A 22,136-nucleotide genomic window follows, 5' to 3' on the forward strand; every position below is an offset into this window, starting at 1 on the left:
ACTTCCCTGATGGGAACTTCAGTTCCCACCCTGTGGCGGCCGATACCCAGCCTCAGGAGGAATCAGCGACAAGATACGTCGCGCGCGCTCGTGCTGCGGGTTGCGCCTCAGGACCCTCTCCAGGAGCTGCCGGGCGCCGGCGGGATCGCCGCGGTCGAGCGAGATGTCCGCGAGGTCCACGTCGGCACGGAGCAACCTCGGCTCGATCTGACGCGCTTCGGAGAGGCCCTGAACGGCCTTCTCGTGGGCGCGGTTTGCTTTCGCAGCCGCGGCCTTGGCGTACAACACCCAAGCATCGCGCGGCGCCGCGCGTTCGGCCTGATCGGCGTGCGCGACCGCCCGGTCCGCGGTTCCGGCAATCGCTTCAGCAAACGCCATCGCGCGGAGCGCGGCAACGTCGTCCTTGTCCTCCGCGAATGCCTGCCGCGCCGCCGCGGCGCCCTGTTGCAGCAGCCGCGCCGCCGCGCGGCCCTCCTCGTCCCGCTCGGGCGCGGGAACGCGCTCGTAGAGATCCTTGTGCGCCGCGGCCCGCAGCAGCAGCGAGAATGCCCGCTCCGCCTCCGGCAAGGCGCGACCAGGCGCGCTGCGCGCTGCTTCGGTGAACAGCCTGGTGGCGTCCTCGAGGCTCCGGGTATCGTCGAGGAACATCTTCTCTCGACCCTGCCGCACCTTCTCGTCGAGCTCGCGAACCCGCTCGCGGCGGTGCAGCGCGATTCCGGCGACGCTCGCGAGGGCAAGAATCCCGAGCAGCACCGGCCAGCGTGCGCGCGACGCGCGATCGGCGGCAACCGAAGTGATCGGCCCCGGCGCCTCTGGCTCCGCGACTCCGGTCTGCACGAGTGGAAGCTCCGGCGGGTCGACGGCGACGACGGCGGGCGCAACGGGCACATCGGGTGCCGGAGACGCGGCAGCCGCCTGCGGCGCCGCCACCTCGAAGACGGCGTGGCAACGGCCGCACTCGACGCTGAACGGAGCTTCGGCAGCCGCAACCGCCCCCTCCTGGAGGGAAAAGACGGCGTGGCAGCGGCTGCACTCGATGACCATGGTCAGCTCTTGGCGGTGTCGCTCTTGTCGAGCCCGAACGCGGTGTGTAGCGCCCGGACCGCCAGCTCGGCATACTTCTCGTCGATCAGGCACGAGATCTTGATCTCCGAAGTGCTGATCACGCGGATGTTCACGCCCTCGTCCGCGAGCACCTGGAACATCTTGGCCGCGACGCCCGCGTGGTTGCGCATCCCGACGCCCACGATGCTCACTTTCGCGATGCCCTCCTCGTGCTCCACCTTCCCGGCGCCGATCTGCTTGCCGATCCTGCGGACCAGCTCGCTGGTCTTTTCCGCATCGAGGCGGCCGACGGTGAACGCCATGTCGGTGCGACCGTCTTCCTTGGCAGGCGTCTGGACGATGACGTCGACCACGACCCCCTGCTCGGCCAGGGAGCCGAACACCTTGGCCGCGATGCCCGGCTTGTCGGGGACGCTGCGGATCACGAACCGCGACTCGTCGCGCGTGAGCGCGATCCCGCTGACCAGCACTTCCTCCATCGCTGCGTCCTCCTCGCAGACCAGGGTACCCGCCTCGTCGCCGAACGACGACTTCACCCAGAGTGGCACTTTGTACTTCATGGCGAACTCGACGCTGCGGATCTGCAGGACCTTCGGACGCGAGCGAGCTTGCGGGCCCGGTCGCAGACGCGCGGATCGGTGGTGTAGACCCCATCGACGTCGGTGTAGATCTCGCACGAGTCCGCCTTGAGGGCGGCGGCGAGCGCGACCGCGGTGGTATCCGATCCTCCGCGCCCGAGCGTGGTGATGTTCCCCTGCTCGTCGATGCCCTGGAAACCGGCCACGACGGCGATCTCCTTCTTGCGCAGGCTCTCGCGCAGCTTGACGTCGTCGATGCTGCGGATGCGCGCGTTGGCGAACGCCGAGTCGGTGAGGATCCGCACTTGATGCCCGAGGAAGCTGCGTGCCCTTCCCTTCATCTCCTGGATGGCGAGCGCGAGAAGGCCTACCGACACTTGCTCACCCGTCGAGACCACCACGTCCTGCTCGCGCTGGCTGGGGCGCCTGGAGAATTCGCTCGTGAGCTTGAGCAGCCGGTTGGTCTCCCCGGCCATGGCGGACACGACGACGACCACGTCGTGGCCGGCCTTCCGCGTCGCGATCGCCTTCCGCGCGACGTTGCGGATGCGATCGGCGTCTCCCACGGAGGTGCCGCCATACTTCTGAACGATGAGCATCTAGCGGAACATATCGTGGACCGGGCGCGGCCGGGTAAAGGAACCGCGGGCGCCCGCTCTGGTGTACAAGCGGCGCATGCGCATCGTTCTCTCGGGCGAGAAACTGACACTCGAGGAAGTGGGCGCCGCGGCGCTCGGAGGGGCACGCGTCGAGATCGCGCCCAGGGCCCGGGACCGCGTGCGCGCCGCCCGGTCGCTCGTCGAGCGCATCGCCGCGGGCGATACCCCCACCTACGGCATCAATACCGGATTCGGGACGCTGGCGGAGGTGTCGATCCCGAAGAGCGACCTGCGCAAGCTGCAGCGCAACCTCATCCTGTCGCACGCGGCGGGCACCGGGTCACCCCTTCCGCTTCACGAGGTGCGCGCGCTGATGCTCCTGCGCGCGAACGTACTGTCCGGTGGGTATTCGGGCATAAGGGAAACCACGCTGGAGCTCCTGCTGGAGATGCTGCAGCGGGATGTCATCCCCGTCGTGCCCGAGAAGGGGTCCGTGGGCGCCAGCGGCGATCTCGCCCCGCTCGCGCACCTCGCGCTCGTGCTGATCGGCGAGGGAGAGGCCTTCTTCGGGGGGAACCGCCTCCCGGGCCGGGATGCGCTCGCGCGCGCCGGGCTCCAGCCGGTGGTGCTGGAAGCGAAGGAAGGTCTGGCGCTGGTGAACGGCACGCAGGCGATGCAGGCGGTCGGGACGCTGGCGCTGCTGGAAGCCGAGCGTTGCGCGCGGGTCGCCGACATCGCCGCCGCAATGACGGTGGAAGGCCTGATGGGGTCGCATCGGCCCTTCCTCGCCGCCATCCACCGGATCCGCGGCCACGAAGGCCAGACCCGGGTGGCGGCCGAACTGCGGGCTCTGCTCGCCGGCAGCGAGATCAACGCCGCGCACCAGGACGAGCAGTGCGACAAGGTGCAGGATCCCTACTCCCTGCGCTGCGCTCCCCAGGTGCACGGAGCCGCGCGCGACGCCCTCGCCTTCATCCGCCGGACGCTCGCGGTCGAGGCCAACGCCGCCACCGACAATCCCCTGGTATTCGCGGAGGATCTCGACGACGTCTCCGCCGGCACCATCGTCAGCGGTGGCAACTTCCACGGTCAGCCGGTGGCACAGGCACTGGACCTGCTCGCGATCGCCTGCGCGCAGCTGCAGACCATCTCGGAGCGGCGCGTCGAGCAGCTCGTCAATCCCTCCCTCTCCGGTCTGCCACCGTTTCTCGCCCGCAACAGCGGGCTCAACTCCGGCTTCATGATTGCCCAGGTCACAGCAGCCGCGCTGGCAGCGGAGACCAAGGTGCTCGCGCATCCGGCGTGTGTAGACACCATTCCCTCGTCCGCGGGACGCGAGGATCACGTCAGCATGGGGATGACGGCGGCCGTCAAGGCCCGGACGGCGGTGGAGAATGCCCGCACCGGCCTCGCCATCGAGCTGCTGGTCGCGGCCCAGGCGCTCGATCTGCGCAAGCCCCTCCGGGCCGGGGCGGGAGCGGCGGCCGCGCACGAGCGGATCCGGAGCCGGGTGTCGCACATGGACGAAGACCGCGAGCTGCACAGGGACATCGCCGCGGTGCGGCAGATGATGCCGGAGATCGAGAGCGCCGCGAGGGCCGCGGCCGGATTGAACTAGCCCGGCGCGGGGTCGCGCCGGCTGTCCCGCAGCGCCGCGGGGGTCCGCGCGCTGCCTCGGGGCTAGCCCGCCGCGGGGTCGCGCCGGCTGTCCCGCAGCGCCGCGGGGGTCCGCGCGCTGCCTCGGGACTAGCCCGGCGCGGGGTCGCGCCGGCTGTCCCGCAGCGCCGCGGGGGTCCGCGCGCTGCCTCGGGACGTAAGAGCCGCACATCGTCCCACAAGCGGCTCCGTTCCCTCGGCGAAGAGCGCGCGACCACCGCGCACGGAAGCGGACTGCACCCGTTGCGCTCTGGTACCCTCGGGCTCCCCATGGACTCGATCGTCACCGAGGAGCTTCCGGTTCCGGCCCCGCAGCGCGATCCGAGCGACGAGGAGATCCAGGCTGCGAAGGACGCTCTGGCGCACCTGGAAAGCGAAGCGGCCGCCCTCGGCAACGTTCCCTCCGCTGCGCCCGTGCACCACGCCATGGGGCGAATCTTCCTCGAGCAGCTCGGAGACGCGAAGAGCGCTGCCGTCTGCTACCAGAACGCGTTCGATTTGAACCCGCGATACCGGCCCAACCTCGAGTCCGCTCGACGCCTCTTCGCCGCCGCCGGGCGGAAGGACAAGGCGCTCGCGCTCCATCACCGCGAAGAAGCGCTGCTGGACGACGACGGCGAACGCGCGGAATCGCTGCGCGCACAGGCGTTGCTCCTTCGTGAGCTCGGCAGGGTGGAAGACGCGAAGAAACTGATCGACGGCGCGCTCCGCCTCGCGCCCGAGCATCCAGCCCTCCTGAAAGCGAGCGTCGAGGCCTCCGAGCGCGAGGGCGATCGGGCGCGCACCGCGACCCTCTTGATCCGTTCCGCGCGCGCCACGCGCGACCCCGTCTACAAAGCGCAGCACTTGCGGCGGGCGGTCTTGCTGCTCGACGCGCTGCGAGCGCAACCGGATGGTGCGTCCGGGGATATCACGCAGCTGCACGACGAGGTGGTCCACAAGCTGCACCAGGCGGATCCCAACGACGCCATCGGGTTCTTCGCGACGCTGTTGCGCGCACGTTCGAGCAACGACTGGGAGACGGTTCTCCGCCTCTGCCGGCAGCGGGCCGATCGGACCGCCGGCGCCGCCGACCGGGCGCTGGCAGCCGCCATCGCGGCGTACCGCCTGGGTCGAGTCTCCGAAGGCCTGGCGGAGGCCACCGCCGCGCTCGAGGACAACCGCCGCGACGGCGCGCTGCTCGCGCTGCGCAGCGAGCTCTCCGAGCAGCAGAAGTCGCCGGACCTCGCCGACGTGCTCCGCCAGCGCGCCGCGGGAAGCATCGAGGCGACCGAGCGCGCCCATCTCAAGATGCGCACGGCGCTGCTGCTGTCCGACCCGCTCGAGCAGGAGCAGCTCCTCTCCGAGGCGTTGGCCGACAACCCCGGAGACGCGGCGGCGATCGCGCTCCACGCGCGACTGGTCACGCAGCGCGATCCGGGCTCCGCCGCGGAACGGTTCATCGCGCTCGGCGAGGCGCTGGAAACGCATGCGCCCGACGAGGCGGCGGCGCACTATCTCGAGGCCGGGGTCTGGCACGAACGCGCCGGCGGGCGTGCAGAGGCCGCGGCACTCGCCCAGCGCGCGCTGAAGCTCGTGCCGAAGCACCTTCCCGCGCTCCGGCTTCTGACGCGCACGCTGCCCGGCCTGATGGCGGGAGACCAGCTCGCCGACCTTCTCGAGCACGCCTCGGTCCAGCTTCCCCGCGCCATCGGCGCCGAGCTTCTCGCGCGCGCCGCAGCGCTGGTGAGCGAAGCCGAGCCGGAGCGGAGCATCGCTCTCGCCCGGCGGGCGGCCGAGATGGCCCGCGGCCTCGTCAGCCCACGAGGGCTGGAGACCTGGTGCACGTTCGCCTTCAAGCTGAGGGACTTCGCCCAGCTCTCGCAAGCGCTGGAAGCGCGCGCCGATTCCACCTCCGGCTCGGACGCCGCGGACCTGCTGGTCGAGGCGAGCGAGCTGGCCCGGGCCGCGGGCAACGACGTGCGATCCACCACGCTCTTGCGCAAGGCGCGCGGGGTCGATCCCGGCTCGTCCACGGCGCGCAACGCGCTGCTCGCCCTCAGCACGATCCCGAGCCGCGAGCGCATCGAGCTGCTGCAGGAAGAAGCGCGCCACACGGCGCCCGAGCGGGCGGCGGCGCTGCAGGCCGAGCGCGCCATGCTCCTCGAGGAGGAAGGACGCGTCGACGAGGCGGTGTACGCTTGCACCCAGGCGCTGACGCTCGCCGGGCTCGACCTCGCGGTGCTCCGGCGGCTCGTCCGGCTGCAGCTCCGCCGCGGCGATCACGCGGCGGCACTCGCGGCGCTGGTACACGTCGCCGAGACGGTCCCCGAGGGACATCCGCGGGCGGAGGCTTACGGGCGGGCGGCCGAGGCGGCGGAGTGGCGCGTCGGCGATCCGCTGCGCGCCATCGATCTCTACAAGGCAGCAACGCAGCAGCATCCGCAGGCCGCGTTCGCCTGGTCGCAGCTGGCGCGCCTTCTCGCCTGGACGGAAAAGCCGGCGGAGGCGGCTCTGGCCTGCGAGCACCTCGCCGCCGTTGCCCAACCGCTCTCCGAGCGCAACGAGGCGCGGCGCTGGGCAGCCTCCCTCTATGCGCACCGGGCCGGGCAGCCCGAGAAGGCGGCGTCGCTCCTGCGGGCGCTGCTCGCCGACGCGCCTGGAGACCTCGAGGCGGCCGCCGAGCTGCTCGGGTTGATCGCGCATGAAGCGACCGCCGCGGCCCGCAAGGAGCGCGTCGAGCTGCGCGGCCGGCTCGCCTCCAGATGCCAGGACCCGCGCGTTGCCGCTCTCTTGCGCGCGGAGTCCGGAGAGGACCGCCTGGCGGCCGGGGAGCGGGACCAGGGCATCGCTGAGTACCGGCGGGCGCTGGCGCTCAACCCCCAGGATCGGGTCGCGCTCGACGTGGTCGAGGACGTGCTGCGAGGCAGCGGACAGAAGTCCGTGCTCGCGGACCACCTCGCCTTCCGCTGCTCGTTCGCCGACGGAGACACGCGGGCCGCGCTCGCGCTGGAGCAGGCGCAGATCTTCGTCGAGCAAGGCCGGATGAAGGAGGCGGCGGCCGCCTACCGCCAGGCCCTGGCGAGCGAGCCGGCTTCCCTGGTCGCATTGAAGGGCGCGCGTCACATCGCCGGGCTTCTCGGCGACGAAGCCGAGGTGGCCCGCCTGCTCGCCAAGGAAGGTTCGGTCGCGAGCAACGCCGGAGCGATGGTCGAATCGGCGCTGCTCGCCGCCGACATGGGCCAGGACGACGACGCCGTCGAGCGACTCGCGACCGTCCTGGAAGGAGATCCGGGAAACGCCGAAGTCGCGGCCAAGCTGCGCGCCGTCCTCGGCAACGATTCGGTCCGGGGGCTCGCGGGAATCCACGAGCGCATCGGCCATGCCCACGCCGACCCGAAGCTGGGCGCCCGCGCGTGGATCGAGGCAGGAAAGCTCGAGCTGCGCGAGCTCGCCGACGCTCCCGCGGCATTCTTCGCCGCCGGCAGGGCACTGGCACGCGATCCCGGCAATCCGGACGCGCTGGAGCTGCGCGCGGACGCGGGAGAGGCCGCGGGACGCGCCCGCGACGCCGCCGAGGCGCTGCGCAAGCGCATCGAGATCGCCGGCGAAGACCCACGCGCGCCGTCGTGGAGGCTGCGCCTCGGACGGCTCTACGCCGAGACCGGCGAGGCGCAAAAGGCCCTCTCCTTGCTCGGCTCGCTCGAGGGGATCGAGCCGGCGGTGCTGATGCACCTCGCCTCGGGAGCGCGGTCACTCCCCGCGCCCGACGCCGTGCGCCTCTATCGGCGGTTGCTCGATCTTTTTCCCGCCGCGACGGATCCCGGTCCGACCCAGGCGCAGCTCGCCGAGTGGAGCGAGGCCCTCGGGCGCCGGCTTCTCGCCGAAGGACAGCCGCAGGCGGCATTGCAGGCCTTCCGCCTCGCCTTGGTCCACGAGCCCGGCAACGTCGCCGCTCTCCGGCACGTAGCTGAGCTGGGCGGCTCGTCCGACGGCGTCGAGGCCCAGCTCGCGCTCTTCGAGGTCAATCCGTCCGTCGAGCCGATCCGCGCTCTGGGCAAGCTGTTCGAGGCGCAGTCGCGGCCCGACGGCTCATTCTGTGCGGCGGCCGTCCTCGCCGGGCTCGGAGCTGCGGAGCCCGAGGAGCGCACTCGCCACGAGGCGAGCTCCAGCCGTCCGCCGCCGGTGGAATTGCCCCAGATCGCCGACGACGCCTCGGTTCGGGCCTCGAGCGACGCCGGAGCGGCGCGGGATCTCCTCGCGGCGGCCGCACCCGAGCTCGCCAGAGCGCTGGCCACGGACATGAGCGGCAGGCGGGGAGCGGTGGTCAAGGGCGACAACCCCGTGCGCCGGGTCGTGGCCGCCATTGCCCGCGCTCTGGGGATGACGGAGCCGGCCCTGTATCTCTCGCGCACGGAGCCCGGCGTCGTCGCGCCCGTCGCGGCGGAACCGCCGGGCATTCTCGTCGGCTCCGAAGTCCCCAAGCACTGGTCCCCTCGCCAGCAGCGGTTCCTCTACGCACGGGCGCTCGCGCACATCCGCCGCGGCACGCACGCGATCGCCCATCTCCCGGGCCCGGGCCTCGCCAGCCTCGTGGGCCAGATCGTGCGCATCGCCGCGCCGGTCGAAACGGATTTCTCCCATCTTCCTCCTGCGGATCCGGTGCTTGGCGAGCGGCTCGCGCCATACTTTGGTCAGGAGGCGCGCGAGACGCTCTCTTGGCTGGCGGCGAACGTCGCCGCGGAACCGGCGCCGGACTGGGACGCGCTCGCGCTCGGGATCCGTGAGAGCGCGGAGCGCGTCGCTCTCGCGATCTGCGGCGATCCGGCGCCCGCCATTTCCATCGTCTGCAGCGAGGTCCAGGGCGGGCTGGAGCGGCCGGAGGTCGCGCGCCTGGCGAGATTCGCCGTCAGCGAGGCGTATCTCGCGATCCGCGCGAAGTAGCCGCTCCGCGCCGCAAGGCGCGCACTGCGGCCAGGTTTTGGACCCGTACTCTCACTCCTCGCGGACGATCACTCCGCCGGGCAGCCGCGACTTGAGGAACTCCGCCGCGGCGCGCACCTGCCCCTCATCGCGCGAATCGAACGTGACTTTGACGCGGTGGTCCGCGTCGTCGAAGCGCGGATAACTCCCGATCCCCACCGCTGGAAAGCGCGCGACCGTCGCATCGAGATGCTCCGCAAGCATCGCCTCCCCCACCGAGAAGTACAGCGCCCTGGAATGGATGGGCGAGACGCGGAAGCGGTCACGGATCCGCATGAACCCTTCTCGCAAGAGCGACGGGACCCCGGGGAGGATGACGACGTTCTCCAGCGAGATCACCGGGAACACGTACCCCTCGTGGAATTCGACGCGCGAACCCTGCGGCACCTCCGCGAGCCGGCGCAAGGCGGGCTTCAGCGGCTCGCCGAAGCGCGCGCGGAGCAGCTCCAGGGTCCGTTCGTCCAGCACCACCGCGCGGCCGAAGGCCTGCGAGACGGCGGCGATGGTGACGTCGTCGTGCGTCGGGCCGATCCCCCCGCTGGTGAAGACCCACTGCGCCTGCGCGAGGCACCGCTTCAGGGCGTCGACGATCAGCGGCACCTCGTCGGGCACCGTCTCGACGCGGCGCAGGTCCACCCCGAGGGCGCGCAGCTCGCGGGCGAGGAACGGACCGTTCTCGTCCTGCACCTTCGCAGAGAGGATCTCGTTGCCGATCACGAGAATGGCGGCGGTGCTCATTCGGCGATGCCGTACTCTCGGATCTTCTTGATCAGCGTGGTGCGCGACACGCCGAGCCTCTCCGCGAGCTTGCTGCGGTTCCCTCTCGTTTCCCGCAGCCCGGTCTCGATCAGCTCCTTCTCCAACGCCCCGACCGCCGTGGCGAGATCGCTACCCAAACCTTGTTGCACGAGCGCCGCCAGGTGCGCGGCGTTGGCGGGAGCCTTCGCCGCCCGCTGCGCGCGAAGCTCCGGCGGGATCACGTCGGCATCGCCGGCGAGCACGCAGAGCCGCTCGATCTCGTTCTCCAGCTCGCGCACGTTGCCCGGCCAGCGCCATTCGTAGAAAGCGGCCATCAGCTCGGGGTGCAGCCTCTTGCGCGGCTTTCCCGTCCGCTGGGCCACGGCGTCGAGGAAATGATCGACCAGCAGCGGAAGATCGGTGAGGCGCTCGCGCAGGGACGGCACCTCGAGGGCGACGACGTGGAGGCGGTAGAAGAGATCCTCGCGGAACTCCCGGCGCAGGACCGCCTCCCGCAAGTCCTTGTTGGAGGCCGCGATGATGCGGACGTCCACCTTCTCCGGCTTGGTGCCGCCCACGGGCACGAAGGTTCCCTCCTGCAACACGCGCAGGAGCTTCACCTGCATCGCCGGGCTCATGTCCGCGACTTCGTCGAGGAAGAACGTGCCGCCGTCGGCGACCTTGAACAGGCCCGGCTTGTCGCGGGTGGCGCCGGTGAACGATCCCTTCACGTGCCCGAACAGCTCCGACTCGAGGAGCTGGTCGTTGAGCGCCGAGCAGTTCTGGGCGACGAACTGCTTGTCCTTGCGCGGCCCGCTGAAGTGGAGCGCCCGGGCGATCAGCTCCTTCCCGGTGCCGTTCTCCCCGTGGATCAGCACCGTGACGTCGCTGGCGACCAGCTTGTCGAGCAACCCGTACAGCCTTCGCATCGGGTCGCTCTTGCCGATGATGTCGGCGAACCGGTACCGGCCCTCCAGCTCGTCCTGCAGATCGCGGATCCGCCTCTCCCGCTGCGCCACGGCGGCGTGGTAGGCGTCGATCTCCTCGACCGTGGTGTCCATCAGGTCGGCGAGGCGCGGCACTTCGCGGGCCTCGATTCTCTGAATGCTTTCGAACGCGTCCTCCGGTTGGATGACCGGCAGGGAGAGCGCCTTCACCGTGGTCACCGCGCGGTCGCGCGCGCCGCGCGCCTTCTCCTCCACCAAAAAGCCGCAGGCGAAGAGCGCTCCCTGGCGTTCGCCCGCGAAGGAGATGGGCGTGCCGACGATCTCGAGGCCCATGTGACACGGCCCGAGCAGCTCGGTGCCCCGCGAGAGCTTCTGCACGGCCTTTTCGATGCTTTCGTTGCAGCGGCGCAGGCCTTCGCGATCGCCGAGGCAGGCGGTACAGATCCGGTTCTGGGGCGGGACGATGATGCCCTTGCCCTGCTGCAGCACGAGACCTCGCGCGTCGGTGAAGGAGAGCTCGATGCCCCACCAGCGCCGGACCGTCTCGCGGATCCGCCGGACGATCTGGAGCTCTTCCAGGCGTGTGGAGTCGATGGGCATGGCGCTCATCCCAGCTGCTGTTGCAGCGCCGCGTTGCAGAGATCGGCGACCTCGGTCACCGATCGGGTTCCGTCGATGGACACCACCGAGGCCAGGGTGCCGACCAGGCGCGAGTACTCGCGCTCGATGAGCCCGAGTTGCTGGGCGGTCTCGTACCGCTCGAGCTTCGCGCCGCGGCTCCGCACCCGTTCGAGCGCCACATTCGCCGGCACGTAGAGAAAGAGGGTGAGGTCGGGCCGGCGCGCGAAGCGGTTCGCGTGGTTGATGAAGTCGTGCGAGACGCTGGCGCCCTGATACGCGAGCGAGGACAGCGTGTACCGATCGAGGATCACGTCCTCCCCGCGGGCGAGGCGCGGGTCGATCTGCGATCCGAGGTGGTCGAGCCTGTCGGCGGCGAAGAGCAGCGCCATCACCCTCTCGTCGACCACTCCCAGCTTTCCGTCCGCCTGCGTGGTGGCGGCGCGGCCGGCGAGGATCTGACGGATCAGGAGCCCCACCGACCCTTCGCTGGGCTGGTGTGCGAGATAGACGGTTCTTCCCTGCTTCTGGAGTCGCTCCGAGAGAAGGCGCGCCTGCGTGGTGGTCCCGGCGCCGTCGAGACCCTCGAAGACGATGAAGCGGCCGGGAACCGTCATGGATCGATCCCCAGGGCCAGACGAAGCTCGCGCAATCGCGCTTCCACCTGGACCTCGCGGCGGAGGCTGACGCGGCCCTCGCGATAGCGGCGCACCGCGTCCCAGAGCAGCACCAGGTCGAGGAGCACGAGAGGCCAGAAGAACAACGGCGGGATGCGGGAGTCCCAGAGGAGCTTTCCACAGACGCCGGCGAGCAGCGCCCAGCACAAGCCCTCGACCGCCGCCCGAAGGAACAGGTCGGCGGACCTTCGCTCGCGGGCGGCGACCGCCAGGATCGAAAGCTCCTGCTCCATGGCGGCCCGCTCGTGCATCGCGCGCGCTCTACTCCCCGCAGCCACGTCCGTCAATCACAGCTCTTGCAGCGGGAATGGCACGCCGCAGTCACTGCAGCGGACGTCCTTCGCGACGCGGGCGAAACACGAGGGACAGGTCACCGTCTCGCCGGTGGCTACCCGGCGCACCTCCACAACAGGGGGAGCGAGGTAACGCGATTTGCGGCGACCGCAGGAGTCGCAGACCAGGCCGAGCGAGGCTGTCCCGCACCACGGACACGTCGCCGTCTCCGGCGGCGCCGGCATCCGCTCACCGAAGTCGTCCAGGCGCGTATGTTCCATGTCGGGGATCGGTTCGGTCTGGACGGCCAGATCGGCCGGTGCCAACGCCGTCGGCTCCAGACCTTCGATCGGCGTCACGGGCTGGCCTGCGCGGGACGCGGCGGCGTGCAGCATACCGCCGCACGTCGCGCACTCCGGTAAGTCGTCGGGGTTCTCGGTTTCGCAGATCGGGCAGTGCATCGCGCGCAACGTACCACCGCGATGCGCCCGCCAAGAAGACAAACCGATCAGCCCTGATGCCGTCAGTGCAGGCGCGAATCGCCGGTCAGAGGGACGAACCGGACGTGCATCAGGACCTTGCGATCGAAAGCTCCAGTCCCGGGGATCTTGCGCCAGAGCTGAAGCTCCTGGTGGTCTGGATCCGGCCCCACCGGGATCACCAGGCGTCCGCCCGGCGCGAGCTGCTCCAGCAATGGCCGGGGGACCACTTCGGGCGCGGCGGCGACGAGGATCGCATCGAAGGGCGCTGCCTCGGGCCAGCCGTTCGAGCCGTCTGCCACCCGGAACTCGACGTTCTCGTAGCCCAATTCCTTCAGGGTCCGTTGCCCGCGCCAGGAAAGCTCGGGGACGATCTCGATGGTCCGGACGATGCTCGCCAAGGGGAGGAGCTCGCAGAGGATCGCCGTCTGGTAGCCGCTGCCGGTGCCGACCTCGAGCACGCGCTCGTTTCCTTCGAGCTGAAGCGCTTCGGTCATCGCCGCGACGATGTAAGGCTGCGAGATGGTCTGGCCGTACCCGATCTCGAGCGGGTGGTCCCCTTCCGAGAACAACTGGGCATCGTCGGGGACGAAGAACCGGCGCGGGACGCGGCCGAACGCGGCGAGCACGCGCGAGTCGCGGATTCCCTGCTCGATGAGCCGGCGCACGAGCGGTCCCTCGAGGGGCTGCGGGAGAAGGCCCTCCATGCTCCCCAACCTACCCCTCGTGAGGGAAGTGCGAAAGCCCGATGCGGTTTCCCTCGGGATCCCGGACGTAAAGAGACCAGCGCGTCCGGTGCACGATCGGGACTCCCAGCGAGGCGAGCTTCTGCTCCCAGGCCTTGCGCTCGCCGGGCACGATGCGCAGCGCCAACAGGTGCAGTCCACCGTGGGGGTCCCGGAACGGCGCGGCCGGACGTTCCGCCTCGCACGATTCCAGCGCCAGGAACTCCTCTCCCGCACCCACCGACAACCACACCGATCGTTCGCCGGGGCGGCCGTCTTCCCACGGCCACCGCCTCAGGACGCGAAGCCCGAGCGCCTCGACGTAGAAGCGCTCCGCGGCGGGAAGGTCTTTCACCTGGATGGCGAGATGGTGATGTCCGTGGACCTGCGGCATCGGGCCAGTATAAAGGAGCCCCGCCATGCTTCCCCGCGAGCAGATTCGCAACATCGCCATCATCGCGCACGTCGACCACGGAAAGACGACCCTGGTGGACTTCCTCTTCCGCCAGACCGGGACTTTCCGGGCCAACGAGCAGGTGCAGGAGCGGGCGATGGACTCGAACGATCTCGAGCGGGAGAAAGGCATCACCATCCTCGCCAAGAACACCGCGGTGAATTATCGCGGCGTGAAGATCAACATCGTCGATACGCCCGGACACGCGGACTTCGGCGGCGAAGTCGAGCGGGGCCTCCGGCTGGTCGACGGCGTGCTCCTCCTCGTCGACGCGGCCGAAGGTCCCCTTCCGCAGACGCGTTTCGTGCTCGGCAAGGCACTGGCGCTCGGGTTGCCGGCCGTGGTGGTGGTCAACAAGGTCGACCGGCAGGACGCTCGCGTTCCAGAGGTCCTCGACGCCATCTACTCGCTGTTCATCGACCTGGGCGCGAACGAGCACCAGATCGAGTTCCCCGTGATCTACGCGGTCGCCCGCGCAGGGAGAGCGTCCCTCAGGTTGTCCAATTTCGACGACCTTCCCGCCGGCAAGGCCGCGGCGCCCGGGGCCGCTCCGCACCCGGGAGAGGAGCCGGGATCCCGTGCCCGTACGCTCGAGCCGCTGCTCGACGCCATCCTGGAGACCGTTCCGCCGCCGAAAAAAGCGGAGACCACGCACGAAAAGCTCCAGATGCTGGTGGCGAACCTCGACTACGACGATTACGTCGGCCGCCTCGCCATCGGGCGGCTGAGCAGCGGAAGCATCGAGGTGGGGCAGCAGATCTCCGTCTGCCGCGCCGACGGCAGCACGCCGCGCGGCAAGGTCACCAAGATCTACGCGTTCGAAGGGTTGAAGAAGGTGGAAATTGCGGAGGCGGGTCCCGGGGAGATCATCTCGCTCGCGGGCCTCGAGGAGGTCTCCATCGGCGACACCATCGCCGACCCCGAGCACCCCATCCCGCTCGAGCGCATCCACGTCGACGAGCCGACGATGTCGATGGTCTTCAAGGTGAACGACGGCCCGTTCGCGGGCCGGGAGGGCAAGTACGTCACCTCGCGGAACCTGCGGGAGCGCCTCCAGCGCGAGTCCTACCGGAACGTCTCCATCCGCGTCTTCGACACCGACTCCCCCGATGCCTTCAAGGTAATCGGGCGCGGCGAGCTGCAGCTCGCGGTGATCGTGGAGACCATTCGGCGCGAGGGATACGAGCTGACGGTCTCGAACCCGGAGCCGATCACCAAGGAAATCGGCGGCCAGGTGCACGAGCCGATGGAGCTGATGGTGTGCGACGTCCCGCAGTCCGCGGTCGGCGTCGTCACCGAGCGCCTGGGACCGCGCAAGGGTCGGATGACGGAGATGCAGAGCATCGGCTCGGACCGCGTGCGCCTCAATTTCCGCGTGCCCGCGCGCGGGCTCGTCGGGTTCCGGAACGAGTTCCTCACCATCACCCGGGGCGAAGGAATCATGTCCTCGCAGTTCGACGGGTACGAGCCCTGGCAGGGGAAGGTCCCCAAGCGCAGCAACGGCGCCATCGTCAGCGACCGCGAAGGCGAGACGGTGGCCTACGCGCTCTTCGACATCCAGGAGCGCGGCGCGCTCTTCTACGGACCCGGCGTCCCCGTGTACGAAGGGATGATCTGCGGCGAGCACGCCCACCCGAACGATCTGGACGTCAACGTGACCCGGGGGCGGAAGCTCACCAACGTCCGCGCTGCCGGCCGCGACGAGAACGTCATCCTCAGCCCGCCCCGCGAGATGTCGCTGGAGAAGGCGCTGGAGTGGATCAACGAGGACGAGCTGGTAGAGGTGACGCCGAAGAACGTGCGGCTGCGCAAGAAGGTGCTCTCGGCGGGCGACCGCTACCGGCTGGAGCGCGAGCGGAAGCGCGCGGACGGGCTCATCTGAGCTGGATCGGGGCGACCGGGCAGAAGTGGAAGCTGTGGGTGTTCTGCGCCCTGATGCTGGTCACCGCCGGCTGCCTCTTCGCGCTCTTCGCGGCGATCGGGCGTGCGCCGGAGGAGACCGTGGTGGTGTTCGCGCTCGGCGTGGTCTTCATCGCCGCCGGGGCGTACCTGTGGTTGGCCCTCAGCATCCGCTGTCCGCGATGCCGGCGGCGGATCGGGTGGCTCGTGCTCGCGCACATGCACACCTCGGAGTGGCTGGTCCAGCTCTGGCGCGGCGAGGCGTGTCCCGCCTGCGGCGACAAGGGGTAACTACTTGCCGGCCACGGTCGATCCCGGGCAGGCGGGGTTGGGCGCGACGCCCTCCTTCACCGCCGCGATGCGCGGGTAGATGACCGGCGCGCTCCCGTCGGGCAGATTTTGCTGCACGACGAAGAGGTACTGCGCCTGGCCGCCGTATTGTTCGGGGAAGGCGAGGAAGCCGCCTGGAAGCAGCGACTCCATCTTCAGCTGCGTGATCGCGTTCCGGACCGTGGCGCGATCGGTGGTGCCGGCGCGATGGATCGCCTCCAGCGAGACGCGCACCGCCTCGTATCCGAGCGCCTCGTACCAGTCGGCGGAGCGGTTGTACTTCTCGTTGAACTTCTTCACGAACTCGGCGGTCCGCGCGTTGTGCGCCATCTCGTCGCTCCACCACACCGCCGACGTCACGTAGTCTGCCGCCGCCTTGAGCTGCTCGCGGGCTTCGCGCTCGGGGCCGCGCGCACCGTAGGAGATCATCTTGTGGCAGAGGCCCATCTTCGCGTACTGGCCGTGCATGGTGATGTAGTCGGGGAGGTGGGCGTCGACGAGGACGACGTCGGCCTTGGCCCCCTTGAGCCGTTCGAGCGCAGGCTTGAAGTCCTTGGCGTTCAATTCGAACGACTCGTCCATCACGATGTTCCAGGCGCCGCGCCGGCGCGGCGTCTTGGCCGCGAAATCCTTGATCGCCTCGGCGTACTCCTTGCCGTGGGAGGTCTTCTCCCAGATGACGGCGACGCGCGCGGGCGAAGGCAGCCGGCCCCGCTGCTGCTCCTCTTCGGCCCAGCGCATGAGCGCGTTTGCGAGCTGCTCGATGGGAGCCTGCAGGCCGAACAGGTGCTTGAAGCCGCGCTGGTACAGCGCCTTGCTCGCTCCGGTGGCCGCCACGTACGGAACCCGGAGCTTCTCGGAGACCGCGCTGCCCTTCTCCACCAGCGACGACCCGAACGTGCCGAGCATGACGTCGACGCCCTGGCCGGCCAGATCCTCGACGGCGCGCTCGTCGGCGGCGCCGTCGCTCTTGTCGTCCACCAGGACCAGCTTCACCGGGACGTGGGCGCCGGCGATGTCCACTCCGCCTTGCTGGTTCGCGAGCTCCACCGCGAGCTCGTAGCCGTCGCGCAGGCGGCCGCCGCTCTTGCTCTCGGCGCCGGTCAGCGGCAGCGCCGCTCCGAGCTTGATCTCTTTGGGTGGCGCGGCCTGAACGGCCGACGCGACGAGGAACGATGCGATCAGGGCGATGCGGTTCATTGGGCCCCCCGGCCAGAAAGCGAGACGCTTCTCTCGTATGGCAACGCGCTGGGTCAGCGTCAAAGAAGCGGATCTGCGTGGAAGTGCGCCCCTGTATTCAGGGCTGCTCGATCGCCGCGGAATCCAGCGCCGCGGCCGGAGGAGCGGTCTGCAGAAGCATGGCGACGGTAGGCGCCACCTGCGTCGCCCGGAACTGCGGATCGCGGCGAAGGCGGTATTGCGGCGACTGGACCATCAGGGGGACGAGGGCGTCGTCGTTCCAGGGCGTCCCATGGTCGGCGCCTTCGCTGCGGCGCTTCAACGTCCAGAGCGGCCGGAGGACGAGGAGGACATGCCCGCTGCGGCCGGGAAAGTACGCGTGGCGGATGAAGGCCTCCGCCCGCTCGATCTCGCTCGCCGGGACCGCCTTCCAGATCCCCGGCTCCCGCCGCAGGACGTCGAGAGCGACCTCGACCGCCCGCGGCGGAAACGGCGTCCGCAGCGTGAGCGCGTTCGCGTCGATGCTGGCAACCCACCCGTCGGAACGCTCGCCGACCGCTTCCGCCAGCGCCCGGTTCAGGCGCGGGGTCAGCTCGTCGAGCGCGACCGTGCCACCCTGGGTAACGCGCAGGCGCTTCTCCTCCACCTCGGTCGGATTGAGGCCGTGATCCGCGGTGAGCACCACCGACACTCGCGTCCCGAGGCGGGCGCGCAGCTCGCCGAGAAAGGTGGACAGCTCGTCGTGGACGCGGAGCACGGCGTCGATCCGCTCCCGCGAGAGCGTTCCGAACTGGTGTCCGACCGTATCGACCGCGGCCACAGCGACCGTGAGCAGATCGGCGGTGCCGTTCTCACCGAGCTTCAGCGCCCCGACGGCGGCGCGGGCGGTGCGCAAGGCGATGGTGGTGCTCGCGGGCGTATTGCGGATCGCGCGATAGAGCCGCGCGTCGAGGACGCCCTGACCGACGCGATGCGGGAACGAGGGACCGATGTCGTAGGCAGGCGCTGCCGGCGCAGGACCGGGATTGGGCAACAGCCGGGCGATCGCATCGGGGTGCGACATCGTCCAGATCCAGTCCTTGTACGCCTCCGCCGGACGCCGAGGCAGCCATGCAGGCGGACCCGGGGCGTAGCAGGTGGTGGAGGCCATCTCGCCGGCCTCCGCCTCCCACCAGAGCGCCACGTCCGCGGAGGGACCGCCGAGAAAGAGCGCGCTCCGGTCCTTCACGCTGATCGAGACGACGCGCGCCTTCCCGTCCGTATTGAGCTTGAGCGCATCGGCGACGGTCGGGGCGCGCAACGCGTTGGCGCTCTTTCCGACCTTCGATCCCCAGACCGGGCAGGCCGGATCGTCGACGGCCTCCTGCTCGCGCGCGCCCAGCGGAAACCGGTTGCCGACGATGCCGTGCACCTCTGCATACGTGCCGGTTGCGAGCGTCGCGTGGCCCGGCGCCGTTTCGGTGACCGCGGTCTCGTAGCGCATGGGCGCAGCGCGGCCCAGACCGGCGAACCCCTTCGGACCCAACTCGGGCGAAAGCCAGAGCACGTCCTGGTACCGGAGCTGATCGACCACGACGAGAACCACCAGCCGGCCTTGCGGCGCCGCCGCGGCCGCCGCCAAAAGGAGCGAGGCAATCATTTGAGGATGACCGGGTCGGGCTTGATCGATTGTCGTCGGGCCTGCATTGTGCGCGCATGTTCCAGGCTGGGCTGCTGAAAGACAAGACCTTCGTGGTGACGGGCGGCGGGACGGGGCTCGGAGCGGAGATGGCGAAGCGCTTCGCCGGGCTCGGCGCCCACTCCGTCGTCCTCGGGCGGCGCAAGGAAAAGCTCGACGAGGTGGTGGCGCAGATCGAGCGCGCTGGCGGAAGGGCGAGCGCCCATTCCTGCGACGTGAGGGACTTCGCGGCGGTCCAGGAGGTGGCCTCGCGCGTCGGCCAGGTCGACGGACTGGTGAACAACGCCGCGGGCAATTTCCTCGCAGCAGCCGAGGACCTGTCGGCGAACGGCTTCAAGGCGGTGGTCGACATCGTGCTCAACGGCACCTTCCACTGCACGAGCGCGTTCGGCCGGAGGATGATCGAATCCGGCAAGGGCGGCGCGATCCTGAACATCGTCACGACGTATGCGTGGACCGGATCGGCCTTCGTCCTGCCGTCCGCCTGCGCCAAGGCGGGAGTCCTCGCGCTGACGCGGTCGCTGGCGGTCGAGTGGGCCGCCTACCGGATCCGGGTCAACGCCATCGCTCCGGGACCGGTGCCGACGGAAGGTGCGTTCTCCCGGCTGATGCCCGACCCCAGCCTCGAGGAGATGGCCCGCAATCGCGTGCCGCTGAAGCGATTCGGCACGCCGCGCGAGATCGCCGATGCCGCCGTCTATCTGATGTCCGACGGCGCCGGCTACGTCACCGGCGACTGCCTGACCATCGACGGAGGCGAGTGGCTGCGGAACGGCGGCGAGTTCAGCTACGCCACCGACTACGATCGCGAGAACCTCAAGCAGATGCTCAAGGCGATGCGTGGAAAGGCGAAGTAGGGGGCGGCGTCAGAAGACGTAGCGGATGCGCGGCATCACCACCAGCGAAGGCATCCTGACGCCGTACCTGGCAAACGTCTCGCGGATCACCGCATCGATCCCGACGGCGAAGTGATCGAGGCGGGTATCGTAATCCAGCGAGAATCCGCCGCCCGCATGCAGGCCGGGCACGTGGTCTGGCACGGAGCCGTTCCGCTGGACCGGTCCTGGCGAGAGGTCGGTGAATCCTCCGAGCACCTTCGCCGCCAGCATCGTCCGGGGAGCGATCGCGAAACCGTACGAGACCCCGACCTCCAGGAAGGTGGCGCCGAAGGAGTCGGCGCCCAGGCAGGAATCTCCCGTCGGGCTCAGCTGGTAGCAGGAAGAGCGCGCAGCGCCGAGCCCGAGCGAGGCGAAGACCGACGCGCGCGAGCCGAGGTCGCGCCCGAACGTCAACGCGAGGTACGGCTCGCCGCTCGAGAACGGCCGGGTACCGCCCATCGCCGTGAACACCCCTAGCGCGGCCTCGACGTACGTTCCGCGGCGAGGCGCATCGTCGACGCCAGCGACGACCACCGTGTCGGGTGGCCGCGCCCCCGGGTCGGGTTGCGCCCAGGCGGCGGTGCCCAGCAGCACGCCAATCAGGAAGGCCTTCATTGCGCGCTGCTCTTGAAGACGTAGGGATAGGTGACCTGCACCGTTCCGCCGCCCTGCGGAGCGGGGAACAGCCAGCGGCGTACGTGATTGATCATGCAGCTTTCCACGGGCTCGCTTCCCATCGTCGTCTGTTGGATGAGAGCCTCTCCGACGCGGCCGCTGCCCTCGATCATGAACAGCACCGTCACCTTCCCGTACAGCTCGGGCTTCTTCGAGAGCTCCTTCTCGTAGCAGTACTTGATCTCGTTGTAGTGCTTCTGGATCACGCGGTTGATCACATCGCGCGACAGGCCGCCGACGACGACCGTGCGGCCGGGCACGAACACCGTCTCGTCCTTCCCGCGCCCGCCGAGATCGACGTCGCCGTACCCGCCTCGACCATGTCCGGAGCCCTTGGTGCCGAGGCCTCCGATGCCCAACGCCTGGCCGCCGCCACCTGCTCCGGTGCCGCGGGTGCCCAGACCGCCGACGCCATATGCATCGCCGACGCCCGCCCGGGCGCGCGTGCCGCCGAGCGAAGGATTGACGCCGGCGCCGAGCCCTCTCGGCCCGGGCAGGCCCGCGCCGCCACCACCCACGGCTCCCATCTTCGAGAGAGCGGCGATGAGGCCGAGCTTCTTGATCTTCGACAGATCCCTCCTCTTCTTGTCCGGATCGCCACCGGGCTTCGAAGGCGCCGCTTCCTTCTTCTTCGGTTCCCGCTTGCCGAGCTTTCCTTCGGCGCCGGCGCTCTTGTCGCCCTCCTTGGCTCCGGACAGCTCCTTCGCCTTGGGCGGTTCGGACGCCTTCTCCGCCGGCTTCACCTGGTACTTCGCGAAGCGCTCCGGGTTCTGCACCAGGGCGTCGCGGTCGAGATCGACCCGCGGCATCGAGCTCATCGCGCGGAGGAACGCGAGCAGCGCGAGGAGGGCGAACACCACGACGATCGCGAACGGCAGGTCGATCCGCTTCAGCGCGGGCGTTTCCTTCTGCCGCTCCGCGCGGACGTAGCGGGCGATCAACGTCAACGACGGCGTGAGCTGTGCGACGACCCGATCGTCGCCCGCGATGGCGTGCGCGTATCCGCGGAACGGCGCGTCGACGCGTCGGCCCTTCACCGCCAGAGGGAGGACCCTGCCGCCGCCGTGCACTTCCGCATGCAGCTCGTCGGGCAGCGTCACCACGTGCCCGTCCGGCGCGTGCTTCACCAGGTGGAAGTTCCTGGGGAGCGTCGATTCCGGCAGATCGAACAGGCGGCTGACGCTGAGATCCGCGCCATCGCCGACCTGTTCCAGCTCGACCAACGTCGAGCCGCCCCAGACGATACCGACGAGCAGGACGCGGCCGCCGGGCCGTGGCCGCTCGTCGTCCGGAAGCTCGTCGAAGATCAGCAGCTGCGCCGCCGCCGCGTCCGAGACCCGGGAGGCGAGCGTCGGACGCGTCCCCTGCGCTCCCTCCACCTCCTCGACCTCCACCATGCGCTCGATCTGGGCCATCTTCCCGCGTCCTACAGGTTGTCGGCGGACTTCTGCAGCTCGGGATTGAAGTTGTCGCGGAGACGGACCAGCGAGCGGAACCGCGTGCGGTTGCGATTGAGGACGTAGCTGCCCTCCGGCCTCGTGAGCTCGCCCTCGACCGTCACGTCGTTGAAGTCGATGACGGTGCGCTTGCGGACCACGATCCGGTCGGCTTCCTGCACGACCTTCGCGCGGGGCTTTTCCTCGGCGAGCGCCGGCAGCGCGAGCAGGACGATCAGGACGGTTCTCCTCACACTCACCTCCGCGGGGACGATTTGCATCGCAGCGCG

General features: G+C 69.9%; 18 protein-coding genes and 1 pseudogene. 5 read left to right on the forward strand and 14 right to left on the reverse strand.

The features are described 5' to 3' along the window. Positions 1–18: 18 nt before the first annotated feature. On the reverse strand, positions 19–1,044 hold the full coding sequence (locus tag E6J58_15535; GenBank protein TMB35607.1) for a hypothetical protein: 1,026 nt from the start codon (positions 1,042–1,044) through the stop codon (positions 19–21). Positions 1,045–1,046: 2 nt separating this feature from the next. Next, positions 1,047–2,242 (reverse strand): annotated as a pseudogene (locus E6J58_15540) (aspartate kinase). 76 nt (positions 2,243–2,318) lie between these two features. Here E6J58_15540 and hutH point away from each other — a divergent pair. After that, positions 2,319–3,860 (forward strand): histidine ammonia-lyase, encoded by a 1,542-nt coding sequence (hutH, locus tag E6J58_15545; protein TMB35608.1) that lies wholly within the window; start codon positions 2,319–2,321, stop codon positions 3,858–3,860. 308 nt (positions 3,861–4,168) lie between these two features. Further along, positions 4,169–8,821 carry a hypothetical protein gene (locus E6J58_15550; GenBank protein ID TMB35609.1) on the forward strand — a complete coding sequence of 1,551 codons (4,653 nt, stop codon included), beginning with the start codon at positions 4,169–4,171 and terminating at the stop codon, positions 8,819–8,821. 51 nt (positions 8,822–8,872) lie between these two features. Here the strand turns inward: E6J58_15550 and E6J58_15555 are convergent, their stop codons facing one another. Genes E6J58_15555 through E6J58_15585 form a run of 7 tightly spaced genes read right to left on the reverse strand, consistent with a single transcriptional unit; the run spans position 8,873 to position 13,711 of the window. Next, positions 8,873–9,598, reverse strand: coding sequence for a competence/damage-inducible protein A (locus E6J58_15555; protein ID TMB35610.1), 726 nt, complete (start codon positions 9,596–9,598; stop codon positions 8,873–8,875). Then, positions 9,595–11,154, reverse strand: a complete 1,560-nt coding sequence (locus E6J58_15560) for a sigma-54-dependent Fis family transcriptional regulator (protein ID TMB35611.1) — start codon at positions 11,152–11,154, stop codon at positions 9,595–9,597. The genes E6J58_15555 and E6J58_15560 overlap by 4 nt, the downstream gene beginning before the upstream one ends. Beyond that, on the reverse strand, positions 11,151–11,780 hold the full coding sequence (tmk, locus tag E6J58_15565) for a dTMP kinase (protein ID TMB35612.1): 630 nt from the start codon (positions 11,778–11,780) through the stop codon (positions 11,151–11,153). Before tmk ends, E6J58_15560 begins: the two co-directional genes overlap by 4 nt. Beyond that, positions 11,777–12,091, reverse strand: a complete 315-nt coding sequence (locus E6J58_15570; protein TMB35613.1) for a hypothetical protein — start codon at positions 12,089–12,091, stop codon at positions 11,777–11,779. The genes tmk and E6J58_15570 overlap by 4 nt, the downstream gene beginning before the upstream one ends. A 36-nt stretch (positions 12,092–12,127) precedes the next feature. Further along, entirely contained in the window at positions 12,128–12,583 is a 456-nt protein-coding gene (locus E6J58_15575; protein TMB35614.1) for a hypothetical protein, read from the reverse strand. 53 nt (positions 12,584–12,636) lie between these two features. Beyond that, a complete protein-coding gene (locus tag E6J58_15580) occupies positions 12,637–13,299 on the reverse strand; it encodes a protein-L-isoaspartate(D-aspartate) O-methyltransferase (GenBank protein TMB35615.1) in 663 nt (220 codons plus the stop codon). A 10-nt stretch (positions 13,300–13,309) separates the two neighbouring features. Further along, complete coding sequence (locus E6J58_15585; GenBank protein ID TMB35616.1) at positions 13,310–13,711, reverse strand: VOC family protein; 402 nt, start codon at positions 13,709–13,711, stop codon at positions 13,310–13,312. Positions 13,712–13,736: 25 nt separating this feature from the next. Between E6J58_15585 and typA the strand changes: the two genes are divergently transcribed. Both typA and E6J58_15595 read left to right on the forward strand, forming a co-directional pair. Continuing rightward, positions 13,737–15,653, forward strand: coding sequence for a translational GTPase TypA (gene typA / locus E6J58_15590; GenBank protein TMB35617.1), 1,917 nt, complete (start codon positions 13,737–13,739; stop codon positions 15,651–15,653). Positions 15,654–15,691: 38 nt separating this feature from the next. Further along, on the forward strand, positions 15,692–15,961 hold the full coding sequence (locus E6J58_15595) for a hypothetical protein (GenBank protein ID TMB35618.1): 270 nt from the start codon (positions 15,692–15,694) through the stop codon (positions 15,959–15,961). Here E6J58_15595 and E6J58_15600 read toward each other — a convergent pair whose 3' ends face one another. Together E6J58_15600 and E6J58_15605 are read right to left on the reverse strand one after the other, a co-directional pair. Continuing rightward, positions 15,962–17,200, reverse strand: a complete 1,239-nt coding sequence (locus tag E6J58_15600) for a hypothetical protein (protein ID TMB35619.1) — start codon at positions 17,198–17,200, stop codon at positions 15,962–15,964. A 97-nt stretch (positions 17,201–17,297) separates the two neighbouring features. Next, complete coding sequence (locus tag E6J58_15605) at positions 17,298–18,818, reverse strand: hypothetical protein (protein ID TMB35620.1); 1,521 nt, start codon at positions 18,816–18,818, stop codon at positions 17,298–17,300. A gap of 56 nt (positions 18,819–18,874) precedes the next feature. Between E6J58_15605 and E6J58_15610 the strand changes: the two genes are divergently transcribed. Further along, positions 18,875–19,714 (forward strand): SDR family oxidoreductase, encoded by an 840-nt coding sequence (locus E6J58_15610; protein ID TMB35621.1) that lies wholly within the window; start codon positions 18,875–18,877, stop codon positions 19,712–19,714. A 9-nt stretch (positions 19,715–19,723) separates the two neighbouring features. Here E6J58_15610 and cglE read toward each other — a convergent pair whose 3' ends face one another. The 3 genes from cglE to E6J58_15625 are packed head-to-tail and all read right to left on the reverse strand — an operon-like array spanning position 19,724 to position 22,127. Continuing rightward, on the reverse strand, positions 19,724–20,350 hold the full coding sequence (cglE, locus tag E6J58_15615; GenBank protein ID TMB35622.1) for an adventurous gliding motility protein CglE: 627 nt from the start codon (positions 20,348–20,350) through the stop codon (positions 19,724–19,726). After that, complete coding sequence (locus E6J58_15620) at positions 20,347–21,825, reverse strand: AgmX/PglI C-terminal domain-containing protein (GenBank protein ID TMB35623.1); 1,479 nt, start codon at positions 21,823–21,825, stop codon at positions 20,347–20,349. The genes cglE and E6J58_15620 overlap by 4 nt, the downstream gene beginning before the upstream one ends. An 11-nt stretch (positions 21,826–21,836) precedes the next feature. Next, positions 21,837–22,127 (reverse strand): hypothetical protein, encoded by a 291-nt coding sequence (locus E6J58_15625; protein TMB35624.1) that lies wholly within the window; start codon positions 22,125–22,127, stop codon positions 21,837–21,839. Between the last annotated feature and the right edge of the window lie 9 nt (positions 22,128–22,136).

It is taken from the genome of Deltaproteobacteria bacterium (genome assembly GCA_005879535.1).
Taxonomy (GTDB): Bacteria; Myxococcota; Myxococcia; order Myxococcales; family 40CM-4-68-19; genus 40CM-4-68-19.

Excerpts from the sequence above, each read along its gene's own strand:
- E6J58_15535 (TMB35607.1), bottom strand. The coding sequence starts at position 1,044 with ATGGTCATCGAGTGCAGCCGCTGCCACGCCGTCTTTTCCCTCCAGGAG.
- hutH (TMB35608.1), top strand. The coding sequence starts at position 2,319 with ATGCGCATCGTTCTCTCGGGCGAGAAACTGACACTCGAGGAAGTGGGC.
- E6J58_15550 (TMB35609.1), top strand. The coding sequence starts at position 4,169 with ATGGACTCGATCGTCACCGAGGAGCTTCCGGTTCCGGCCCCGCAGCGC.
- E6J58_15555 (TMB35610.1), bottom strand. The coding sequence starts at position 9,598 with ATGAGCACCGCCGCCATTCTCGTGATCGGCAACGAGATCCTCTCTGCG.
- E6J58_15560 (TMB35611.1), bottom strand. The coding sequence starts at position 11,154 with ATGAGCGCCATGCCCATCGACTCCACACGCCTGGAAGAGCTCCAGATC.
- tmk (TMB35612.1), bottom strand. The coding sequence starts at position 11,780 with ATGACGGTTCCCGGCCGCTTCATCGTCTTCGAGGGTCTCGACGGCGCC.
- E6J58_15570 (TMB35613.1), bottom strand. The coding sequence starts at position 12,091 with ATGCACGAGCGGGCCGCCATGGAGCAGGAGCTTTCGATCCTGGCGGTC.
- E6J58_15580 (TMB35615.1), bottom strand. The coding sequence starts at position 13,299 with ATGGAGGGCCTTCTCCCGCAGCCCCTCGAGGGACCGCTCGTGCGCCGG.
- E6J58_15585 (TMB35616.1), bottom strand. The coding sequence starts at position 13,711 with ATGCCGCAGGTCCACGGACATCACCATCTCGCCATCCAGGTGAAAGAC.
- typA (TMB35617.1), top strand. The coding sequence starts at position 13,737 with ATGCTTCCCCGCGAGCAGATTCGCAACATCGCCATCATCGCGCACGTC.
- E6J58_15600 (TMB35619.1), bottom strand. The coding sequence starts at position 17,200 with ATGAACCGCATCGCCCTGATCGCATCGTTCCTCGTCGCGTCGGCCGTT.
- E6J58_15605 (TMB35620.1), bottom strand. The coding sequence starts at position 18,818 with ATGATTGCCTCGCTCCTTTTGGCGGCGGCCGCGGCGGCGCCGCAAGGC.
- E6J58_15610 (TMB35621.1), top strand. The coding sequence starts at position 18,875 with ATGTTCCAGGCTGGGCTGCTGAAAGACAAGACCTTCGTGGTGACGGGC.
- cglE (TMB35622.1), bottom strand. The coding sequence starts at position 20,350 with ATGAAGGCCTTCCTGATTGGCGTGCTGCTGGGCACCGCCGCCTGGGCG.
- E6J58_15620 (TMB35623.1), bottom strand. The coding sequence starts at position 21,825 with ATGGCCCAGATCGAGCGCATGGTGGAGGTCGAGGAGGTGGAGGGAGCG.
- E6J58_15625 (TMB35624.1), bottom strand. The coding sequence starts at position 22,127 with ATGCAAATCGTCCCCGCGGAGGTGAGTGTGAGGAGAACCGTCCTGATC.